This is a genomic window from Haematobacter massiliensis (assembly GCF_000740795.1).
In the GTDB taxonomy this organism is placed as follows: Bacteria; Pseudomonadota; Alphaproteobacteria; order Rhodobacterales; family Rhodobacteraceae; genus Haematobacter; species Haematobacter massiliensis.
Genome location: NZ_JGYG01000025.1, coordinates 18259 through 28012 on the forward strand (window position 1 = coordinate 18259; position 9754 = coordinate 28012).

General features: G+C 65.2%; 7 protein-coding genes. 5 read left to right on the top strand and 2 right to left on the bottom strand.

The genetic code is table 11. From position 1 onward, the window contains the following. The first annotated feature begins 2 nt into the window (after positions 1-2). From arsB to CN97_RS18865, 4 genes are all read left to right on the top strand, one after another. Positions 3-1079: an ACR3 family arsenite efflux transporter gene (gene arsB / locus CN97_RS18850; protein WP_035714866.1), complete on the top strand. Its 1077-nt coding sequence runs from the start codon at positions 3-5 to the stop codon at positions 1077-1079. Next, positions 1076-1783, top strand: a complete 708-nt coding sequence (gene arsH, locus CN97_RS18855) for an arsenical resistance protein ArsH (RefSeq protein ID WP_035714868.1) — start codon at positions 1076-1078, stop codon at positions 1781-1783. The genes arsB and arsH overlap by 4 nt, the downstream gene beginning before the upstream one ends. After that, complete coding sequence (locus CN97_RS18860; RefSeq protein WP_035714870.1) at positions 1780-2973, top strand: MFS transporter; 1194 nt, start codon at positions 1780-1782, stop codon at positions 2971-2973. The genes arsH and CN97_RS18860 overlap by 4 nt, the downstream gene beginning before the upstream one ends. Positions 2974-3608: 635 nt before the next feature. Further along, positions 3609-7946: a strawberry notch-like NTP hydrolase domain-containing protein gene (locus tag CN97_RS18865; RefSeq protein WP_084684269.1), complete on the top strand. Its 4338-nt coding sequence runs from the start codon at positions 3609-3611 to the stop codon at positions 7944-7946. 1 nt (position 7947) lies between these two features. Here the strand turns inward: CN97_RS18865 and CN97_RS18870 are convergent, their stop codons facing one another. Further along, the gene (locus CN97_RS18870; protein WP_035714872.1) at positions 7948-8169 is read right to left on the bottom strand and encodes a hypothetical protein; all 222 of its coding nucleotides are present in this window, start codon (positions 8167-8169) and stop codon (positions 7948-7950) included. Further along, the gene (locus tag CN97_RS18875) at positions 8156-8422 is read right to left on the bottom strand and encodes a BrnT family toxin (protein ID WP_035714892.1); all 267 of its coding nucleotides are present in this window, start codon (positions 8420-8422) and stop codon (positions 8156-8158) included. Before CN97_RS18875 ends, CN97_RS18870 begins: the two co-directional genes overlap by 14 nt. Positions 8423-8496: 74 nt before the next feature. Here CN97_RS18875 and CN97_RS18880 point away from each other — a divergent pair, with 74 nt between their 5' ends. After that, positions 8497-9540 (top strand): DUF7146 domain-containing protein, encoded by a 1044-nt coding sequence (locus tag CN97_RS18880; protein WP_035714875.1) that lies wholly within the window; start codon positions 8497-8499, stop codon positions 9538-9540. Positions 9541-9754: the final 214 nt, after the last annotated feature.

Below are 9754 nucleotides of genomic sequence, written 5' to 3' on the forward strand. Positions count from 1 at the left end.
CCATGTCCTCCCCGCAACCGACCCGGCGGCTGTCCTTTCTGGACCGCTGGCTGACGCTCTGGATCTTCGTAGCCATGACGATCGGCATCGCCCTGGGCACCGTATTGCCCGGGCTGCCGGACGCGCTCAACGGCCTTTCGATTGGCACGACCAATATCCCGATCGCCATCGGCCTGATCCTGATGATGTATCCGCCGCTGGCCAAGGTCAGGTATGAGGAACTGCCGCGGGTGTTCCAGGATCGCCGGGTGCTGATCCTGTCCCTGATCCAGAACTGGATCATTGGCCCGGTCCTGATGTTTGTGCTCGCGGTGATCTTCCTGCATGATCAGCCGGAATACATGACCGGGCTGATCCTGATCGGGCTGGCGCGCTGCATCGCCATGGTGCTGGTCTGGAACCAGCTTGCCCGTGGCGACAGCCAGTATGTGGCCGCGCTGGTCGCTTTCAACTCGGTATTCCAGATCCTGTTCTTCTCGGCCTACGCCTGGTTCTTCCTGTCCGTCCTGCCGCCGCTGTTCGGGCTGGAGGGAAGCGTGATCGACGTGAGCTTCTGGACGATCACCGAGGCGGTGCTGATCTATCTTGGGATCCCGTTCCTGGCCGGGTTCCTGACCCGCCGGATCCTTGTGGGGCGCATGGGCGAGGCCTGGTATGAAACCGTCTTCCTGCCGCGCATCGGCCCGGTCACCCTGGCGGCGCTTCTCTTCACCATCGTGGCGATGTTCAGTCTGAAGGGCGGCGATGTGGTCGCGCTGCCGATGGATGCCCTGCGCATCGCCGTGCCGCTCGCGCTCTACTTCATCATCCAGTTCCTGGTCAGCTTCGCCATGGGCCGGATGATCCAGGCGGATTACCCGCGCACCACCGCCATCGCCTTCACGGCGGCCGGGAACAATTTCGAGCTGGCGATCGCCGTGGCCATCGCCGCCTTCGGCCTTGCCTCTCCCGTGGCCTTTGCGGCCGTGATCGGCCCGCTGGTCGAGGTGCCCGCGCTGATCCTGCTGGTCCATGTCGCCCTCCGGCTCGGTCGGCGCTGGTTCCCGGACGCGCCTCCGGCTGAGGAGGTCCGCGCATGACCGAACTGCCGAACCTGACCGATGCCGTTCAGCTGCCGTCTCTGGCGGGACTGACCGGCCCCGCATCCAGCCACCCGCCCCGCATTCTCCTGCTCTATGGCTCCCTGAGGGAACGGTCCTACAGCCGCTTTCTCACCCAGGAAGCGGAACGGTTGCTGCGACATTTCGGCTGTGAAACGCGGGTGTTCGACCCCAAGGGGCTGCCCTTACCGGATGAAACCGATGCCGATCACCCGAAGGTGCAGGAGCTGCGCGAGTTGTGCCTCTGGTCCGAGGGCCAGGTCTGGACCAGCCCGGAACGCCACGGCGCGATGACCGGCGTGATGAAAAGCCAGATTGACTGGATCCCGCTCTCCATGGGCGCGATCCGTCCGACCCAGGGCCGGACACTGGCGGTCATGCAGGTTTCGGGCGGGAGCCAAAGTTTCAATGCGGTCAATCAGATGCGCATCCTCCGGCGCTGGATGCGGATGCTGACCATCCCGAACCAGTCCTCGGTCGCCAAGGCCTATGAAGAGTTCGACGCGGCAGGAAGGATGCGGCAATCGCCCTATTACGACCGGGTGGTCGATGTGATGGAAGAGCTGGTAAAGTTCACCCTTCTGACCCGGGACATCTCCGGGCACCTCACCGACCGCTACAGCGAACGCAAAGAGGCGGCGGCCAAATTGCATGACCGCCTGAATCTCGGGGCCGCAACGTGAGGCAAGCCCCGGTCGTGGCCGCCCTGGGCGTCACGCAGATCATCGGATACGGGTCGATCTATTACGCCTATCCGATCCTTGCGCCCGCGATAGCGGCCGAGTTCGGCGCTCAGGAGCCGGTCCTTTTCGGCATCCTGTCTGCGGGCCTTCTCCTTGGCGGGCTGGCCTCTCCGGTGCTCGGTCGTCAAATTGACCGGTTCGGCGGGGCGCAGGTCATGTGCGCGGGCAGCCTGGCGATGGCGCTTCTGAGCCTGCTCATCGCCGGATCCCCGAACATCTATGTATTCGGGGGCCTGACACTTCTGATCGAGCTCCTTAGCTTTGCGGTCCTCTATGATGCCGCGTTTTCGGTGCTGGCCCAGAAGAGGCCCAATGACACGCGGCGCGCGATCACCAATCTGACCCTGATCGCAGGCTTCGCCTCGACGCTCTTTTGGCCCCTTTCCGGTTGGCTTGTCGGAGAGGTCGGATGGCAGGGGGCCTACCTAGTCTTTGCGGCCCTTCACCTGCTCCTAGCCGCTCCCCTGCACGGCTGGATTTTCGCGACGCCACATGTGAACGAAAAGACGTCACTTGAAGAGCAGAGGCCGAAACCAGACGAGAGATACGTCCCCCTCGAGGGTCGAACCGCACGGCGCGCCTTCATCCTTCTTGGGATCGCCTTCGGCCTCACCGGCATGGCGATCTCGGCCCTGGGTGTCCACCTCGTCCTCGCACTTCAGTCGCTCGGTCTCGGCAGCTCGGCCTACCTGATTGCCATGCTGATGGGGCCGGCACAGGTCGCCATTCGGGTGGTGGACGCCACCCTGTGGCGCAACCAGCATCCTCTCCTTGTCGCCATCGTGTCCAGTGCGGCCATCCCCGCGGCGCTCGCCCTCCTGCTCCTGCCGGGGCCGGCAATGATCCTGGCAGTTTGCTTTGCGATCAGTTTTGGCGCGGGTCAGGGCCTGTCGAGCATCGTGCGCGGCGCAGTGCCGGTGGCGTTGTTCGGGACGGCCGGCATGGGGCAGCGGCTGGGGCGCCTAGCCGCCATACGCAGCATGCTCGGAGCGGCGGCACCCTTCCTCTTCTCCTGGATCGCGACAGCACTCTCCATCCAGCTTGCGATCGGGTTCGCGTTGTTGGTCGCAATCACTGGCCTGGTAGCACTAATGTCGCTGCGGCTTGAGCTGCGAATTCGCGTTAACTGATCAAAGGAACGTTAACATCGGTTGGGCCTGCGCTGTGCCGTCTTTTCCAATCACGATAGAAACGACATATGTTTCGCCAGAATGCACCGAGGGCGACCGTTTCGGTGGTGACTTCGTGACCGCCATGCTGCGCTGCCCGTACCGCAGATGCTCCGCAACTCGAAATGCTGCGCCTCGTGCCCAGTGGCCGCTTCGGAGAATGCTGCCGCGCAGCAACAGTGCGGCTCGACTGGCTGGTAAGGGCCGCGCCTAACGCTGCACAAACGAGCGGCCTCTGTGCTGCGGTCTGCCTGAGTGTCGGCGATGGGCTCTTTACGACGAGAGGGCAGTGAGTTCCTCCTCTTGATCGGGGTCTTGATTTCGGCGCCTCCCGGCATTGCCGGGACCGGGCTCAGGTCCTGGCGGACGGAAGCCAGCGGCGCCGTCTTCCCCCTTTCGGGCAAAGATCCCTGACGCAGGACCCGCCAGAGGCGGGGTCCTCCGAGTGATGTGCCGCGGCGACCGCGCCGAGGCTACGAGTCTGTCCGGTTCAACGTGAGAGGTCGAGAGGGGGCCGGAACGGGCAGGTTCCGGGCGGTTGAGAGAGAGCGCTGTCCAGGACCGTCCCGCACTCTGCTCTCCCGAGGGTCTCCCTGATGAACGATCTGTCCCCCGCGACCACGGCGCAAGCGCTGGTCGCGCCCTCTCCTGTTCTATCCGCCCCCTGCATTCTCGCTGCGGCCGAGGCGCTTCTTCCGCATCTCGAACGCGGCCAGCGTATCGACAGCACGATTCTGCGTGGCGTCATGGAAACCGCTTTCGGTGCCTCAGACGCTTCCGGCCTCTGGGACTGGAAAGACGCCTATGACGCATGTGAAGTCGCCACAGTCCTCTTGCTGCGCAAATTCGGCCGCGCACTGTTCCGCAAAGCAGCAGCGCCCGAGGCGCGTCTCGCGGCGCTGACGAAAATCGCGGGTCTGCTGCCGACCCATACAAGGCGTTCCGAGGAAAGCCAGGCGCTTCAGCAGTTCAGCACGCCTCTTCCGCTGGGCCTCGCGGCTGTCACCGCTGCGGCGATCACGCCTGCGGATGTCGTGCTGGAGCCCTCGGCCGGCACCGGCCTGATGGCAATCCTTGCCGACATCGCCGGCGGCAGCCTCGCGCTCAACGAACTGGCCGAGACCCGCGCGGATCTCCTTTCCGCCCTCTTTCCGGCCCAGCCTGTCACCCGGTTCGATGCCGCGCAGATCCACGACCACCTTGATGCCGGAGTGGTGCCATCAGTGGTGCTGATGAACCCGCCCTTCTCGGTGCTGGCCAATGTGACAACCCGCGTGGCCGATGCCGCCTTCCGCCATATCGCTTCCGCTCTGGCGCGGCTGGCCCCCGGCGGGCGGTTGGTGACCATCACCGGTGCGGGCTTCGGCCCCGAGGCTCCGGCCTGGCGCGATGCTTTCATCCGGCTGCAAGAGCAGGGCCGCGTGGTCTTCACCGCCGCAATTGATGGCGCGGTCTACGCGAAGCACGGCACCACGTTCGACACCCGACTGACGGTGATCGACAAGATCCCGGCAGAGGATCCTTCCTCCCTCCCGGCCTCTTCCGGCATCGCCCCTGATGTCGCGACCCTGCTCGGTTGGATCACTGCCCAGGTGCCGCAGCGCTGCCTGGTCGATCTGCCCCGGCCACCGGCACCGACAGCACCGGCCGCCGCCCGCACGGTGCGCTCCTACCTTGCTCGGGCCGGTGCGACGAAGTCTCCTCGGGTTACATCGACCAGTTCCGATGCCGTCGAACTCGCCTATGACACGCTGGACTGGACGCCGCCCGAAGCGGCACGGCTCTCGGACGCGATCTATGAAGAATACGCGCTGCAGGTGATCCGCATTCCCGGCGCGGCCCCGCATCCGACCAAACTCGTGCAATCCGCCGCCATGGCCTCGGTCGCGCCACCCCGTCCTTCCTACCGGCCCCTGCTTCCCGCCGACATCTGCACGCGTCTATCGGACGCGCAGCTCGAGACGGTGATCTATGCTGGCGAGGCGCACAGCGACCATCTCGCGGGCTCCTGGACGCTGGACGAGACCCTGGACAAGGTCAGCGCCGCCGCACCAGATGCGGCTGGCGCTGTCCGCTTCCGGCGCGGCTTCATGCTGGGCGATGGCACGGGCGCGGGCAAAGGCCGGCAATCGGCCGGGATTATCCTCAACAATTGGCTGCGGGGGCGGCGCAAAGCGCTCTGGATCTCCAAATCCGACAAGCTGATCGAAGATGCACAGCGCGATTGGTCGGCCCTCGGGCAAGAGAAGCTGCTGATCACGCCGCTTTCCCGCTTCGCGCAGGGTAAGGCGATCACCCTGTCGGAAGGCATCCTCTTCACCACCTATGCCACGCTGCGCTCGGATGATCGGGGTGAGAAAGTCTCGCGTGTCCGCCAGATCGTAGATTGGCTGGGGTCGGATTTCAACGGGGTGGTCATCTTCGATGAAAGCCACGCCATGCAGAACGCTGCCGGCGGCAAGGGTGAGCGCGGCGATGTGGCGGCCTCGCAGCAGGGCCGGGCGGGCCTGCGCCTGCAGCACGCGCTCCCGGATGCCAGGGTGGTCTATGTTTCCGCGACCGGTGCGACGACGGTGCACAACCTCGCCTATGCGCAGCGCCTTGGCCTCTGGGGCGGTGAAGATTTCCCCTTTGCCACTCGGGGCGAGTTCGTCGAGGCGATCGAGGCTGGCGGCGTGGCAGCGATGGAGGTCCTGGCGCGCGATCTGCGCTCGCTAGGCCTCTATACGGCGCGGTCACTTTCCTATGACGGGGTCGAATACGAGCTGATCGAGCACCGGCTGACCGGGGAGCAGCGCCGGATCTACGACTCCTATGCGGGTGCTTTCGCGGTCATCCACAACAATCTCGATGCGGCGATGGAGGCGGCCAATATCACCGGCTCCGATGGCACGCTGAACCGGCAGGCCAAATCCGCAGCGCGCTCGGCCTTTGAAAGCACCAAGCAGCGCTTCTTCGGCCATCTGCTGACCTCGATGAAGACGCCGACCCTGCTGCGCTCGATCACCGAGGATCTGGAGGCAGGTCATGCGGCCGTCATCCAGATCGTCTCGACTGGAGAGGCGCTGATGGAGCGGCGGCTAGCGGAGATTCCCACCGAGGAATGGAATGATCTGAACACGGATCTGTCGCCCCGCGAGTATGTCATGAGCTACCTGCAGCATTCCTTCCCTGTGCAGCTCTACGAGCCGTTCAGCGATGGTGAGGGCAATGTCAGCTCGCGGCCGGTGTTCCGCGATGGCCAGCCCGTCGAGAGCCGCGAGGCGGTCTCCCGGCGGGATGCCATGATCGAGCATCTGGCGGGCCTGCCACCGGTGCCGGGCGCGCTCGATCAGATCGTCCAGCACTTTGGAACGGAGATGGTGGCCGAGGTCACTGGCCGGTCACGTCGGATCGTCCGCAAAGGCGAAGGCCCGGCGGCGCGTCTGGCGGTCGAGAACCGCGCTCCTTCGGCCAATCTGGCCGAGACCCAGTCCTTCATGGATGACGGCAAGCGCATCCTCGTCTTCTCGGACGCTGGCGGCACGGGCCGCAGCTATCACGCCGAACTCTCGGCGCGGAATCAGCGCCTGCGGGTGCATTATCTGCTGGAGCCGGGCTGGAAGGCCGACACCGCCATCCAGGGTCTCGGGCGCACCAACCGGACCAATCAGGCGCAGCCACCCCTGTTCCGGCCGATTGCGACCGATGTGAAAGCGGAAAAGCGGTTCCTCAGCACCATCGCGCGCCGCCTCGACACGCTCGGGGCAATCACCCGCGGGCAGCGCCAGACCGGCGGGCAGGGGCTGTTCCGGCCAGAGGACAATCTCGAAAGCCCCTATGCCCGGGCAGCCCTGCGCCAGCTCTATCTTCTGCTGGTGCGCGGCAAGGTCGACGGCTGTTCGCTCGAGCGGTTTGAATCCGCCACCGGCCTGAAGCTGATGGATTCGAACGGCGTCAAGGATGAGCTGCCGCCGATCACCACCTTCCTCAACCGGCTGCTGGCCCTGACCATTGAATTACAAGGCGTTCTCTTCACCGCCTTCGAGCAGCTGCTGGAGGCCAAAGTCGAGGGCGCGATGGCGGCCGGGATCTATGATCTCGGTCTCGAGACCCTGAAGGCCGAAAGCTTCACCGTCACGGATCGGCAGGTGATCTACGCCCATCCCGGCACCGGGGCCGAGACCCGTCTTCTGACCATCACCGAGCGGCGGCGCAACACGCCGCTGCTGCTCGATGCCGCGCTAGGCGAGTTGGATGACCCACGCGCCGTGCTGCTGGTCAACAGCCGGTCCGGTCGGGCGGCCGTGCAGGTACCGACCACCTCGATCATGCTTGACGATGGCGAGATTGAACGCCGTGTGCGCTTGATCCGGCCGATGGAAGCCTTCAGCATGTCCCTCAGGATGATGAGTGACACGCTTTGGGTTGAGACTGACAGAAAGACCTTCGCGGCCGCGTGGCGCGCCGAGGTTGCTGATGTGCCGGAGTTCTCGGATGCCACGCTGCATGTGGTCTCGGGATTGCTTCTGCCGGTCTGGAAGCGATTGCCGGAGGATGAGACCCGCGTCTATCGCCTGCAGACCGATGACGGCGAACGGATCATCGGCCGCCGAGTATCGCCTGACTGGGCCGCGAATGCCACCACGCACGGGGCGTCCAACCTGACGCCGGAACAGGCCTATGCCGCATTGCTCGACGGGCGGACCGTCCTCGATCTTGCCGAAGGCCTGCAATTGCGCCGCTCGCGGGTGATGGGCGCGAACCGGATCGAACTGACCGGCTTCTCGGAGGCGATGCGCGAGCGGCTGCGGGCTTGGGGGTTCTTCAGCGAGATCATCTCCTGGAAGCTGCGCTTCTTCGTGCCGGTCGGCGCGAATGGCGCAGAGATCCTCGGCAAGCTGCTGGCGGTATATCCGATCAGCCGCATCACCGAGCGTGAGGCGGCACGATGACCTATCCCGCCAGCGCTTTCCGCAGCGCCTCAGTGACGAAGGCGCTCTTGTTGCCGACCTCGTTCAACTTCGCGGCGATGTCAGCGTCGATCATCAGGTTCATGCGAACCTTCTTGTCGCCCGGCAGCAATGCCGGGCGTCCACGCCGGGCGGCGGCGAAGAAGCTGTCGCCGAGATCACCTACTTCGCCTTCGCTGTCGATCAGGGACTTATTCTTGCTCATAGCGCTTCCTTTCCCTTGGGTTGGCCTTGCGCAGGCTGATCACCCGCAGCGCCTTGCCGCGGATACACCAGGCAACCACGCAAAGCCGGTCCTGGATCGGGACAAGGCTGACAAAGCGGCGCTCGCCGTATTCCTCCCGCTGATCCTCGGCGGTCAGGGCGTTATCCCAACGCGCCGCGGCAACATCGGCAAAGTCGAGGCCCCGCTCCTGCAGGGTACGGGCGCGTTTGTCTTCGTCCCAGTCCAGATCCATGCGCTCAAGATAGGGCAACTTGCCTCGCGGCGCAATAAAAGTGTGTATAGTTATTTTCTGCAGGAGGTGTCGTAATGGCTCGCATCGATGCCGCCGATCTGTCGCAGCGTCTCGGCCAGCAGGCCGAGGCGGTGTGCCGGCACTATCTGTCGAATGGCCGCAGACAGGGCAATTACTGGCAGGTCGGCGATGTGCGCAATGAACCGGGGCGGTCGATGTTCGTCCGCCTCACCGGGCCAACCTCTGGCAAGGGGGCGGCGGGCAAGTGGTCTGACGGTCAGAGCGGCGAGCATGGCGATCTGCTCGATGTGATCCGCGAAAGCCTTGGCCGCAGCGACTTCGCTGATGTGGCCGAGGAAGCCCGGAGGTTCCTCAGCCTGCCGCAGCTGGCACCGGCACCGGAGCCGAAAAGGCTCAGATCGGCACCGGCACCCTCCGGTTCACCTGACGCCGCAGAACGGCTCTGGCGCATGTCGAGGTCCATCCGGGGCACGCTGGCCGGCACCTATCTGCGCAAGCGTGGCCTGACGGATCTGCGCGACACGGACAGCCTTCGCTTCCACCCTGACTGCTACTACCGCCCGGAAGGCGCGGAACCGACCGAGACCTGGCCCGCGCTGATCGCCAGGATCACCGACCTCGACGGCAAGCTCACCGGCGTGCATCGCACCTGGCTCACCCGCGATGGCAGCGCGAAAGCGCCTCTCGACCCACCGCGCAAGGCGATGGGGGATTTGCTCGGCAATGCGGTCCGGTTTGGTCAGGCGCAAGATGTCATGGCGGCAGGGGAGGGCATCGAGACCGTGCTCTCGCTGCGTCAGATCTTGCCCAAGATGCCGATGATCGCGGCTCTCTCGGCAGGACATCTCGCAGCCATCCTGTTCCCGGCAACTCTGCGCAGGCTCTATATCATCCGCGACGACGATCCCGCCGGCGATGGGGCGCGGGACAGCCTGATCGCCCGGGCACACGAGGCCGGGATCGAGGCCATCACGCTTTCGCCCATTTTGGGAGATTTCAACGACGATCTCATGGGGCCCGGTCTGGAGGCACTTCGGGCACAGGTCCGGGGGCAACTCGCCCCCGAGGACGTCAGCCGCTTCATGACCCTTCGCTGATCCGCCGGAACGGCGAGGGTGATCGGGAGGGCGCGCTCCTGCCCCGGCAGACAGGGGAGGCAGCCCCCTTCGGCAAGAGGACCGCGCCGAGGCCTTCTCAGAGGGCGAGCGGCCCACAAACGCTCCGGCCCGGCAATGGCGGCGCCCGACTGATTTCCGTCGGCGGGGCAGGCCCCGCCTTTACATCGCGAAGCATATGTGGACACCCCCTTCG

What these genes read in the sequence shown, in the direction of transcription:
- CN97_RS18880 (WP_035714875.1), top strand. Translation starts at nt 8,497, where the DNA reads ATGGCTCGCATCGATGCCGCCGATCTGTCGCAGCGTCTCGGCCAGCAG.
- CN97_RS18870 (WP_035714872.1), bottom strand. Translation starts at nt 8,169, where the DNA reads ATGAGCAAGAATAAGTCCCTGATCGACAGCGAAGGCGAAGTAGGTGAT.
- CN97_RS18865 (WP_084684269.1), top strand. Translation starts at nt 3,609, where the DNA reads ATGAACGATCTGTCCCCCGCGACCACGGCGCAAGCGCTGGTCGCGCCC.
- arsB (WP_035714866.1), top strand. Translation starts at nt 3, where the DNA reads ATGTCCTCCCCGCAACCGACCCGGCGGCTGTCCTTTCTGGACCGCTGG.
- CN97_RS18875 (WP_035714892.1), bottom strand. Translation starts at nt 8,422, where the DNA reads ATGGATCTGGACTGGGACGAAGACAAACGCGCCCGTACCCTGCAGGAG.
- arsH (WP_035714868.1), top strand. Translation starts at nt 1,076, where the DNA reads ATGACCGAACTGCCGAACCTGACCGATGCCGTTCAGCTGCCGTCTCTG.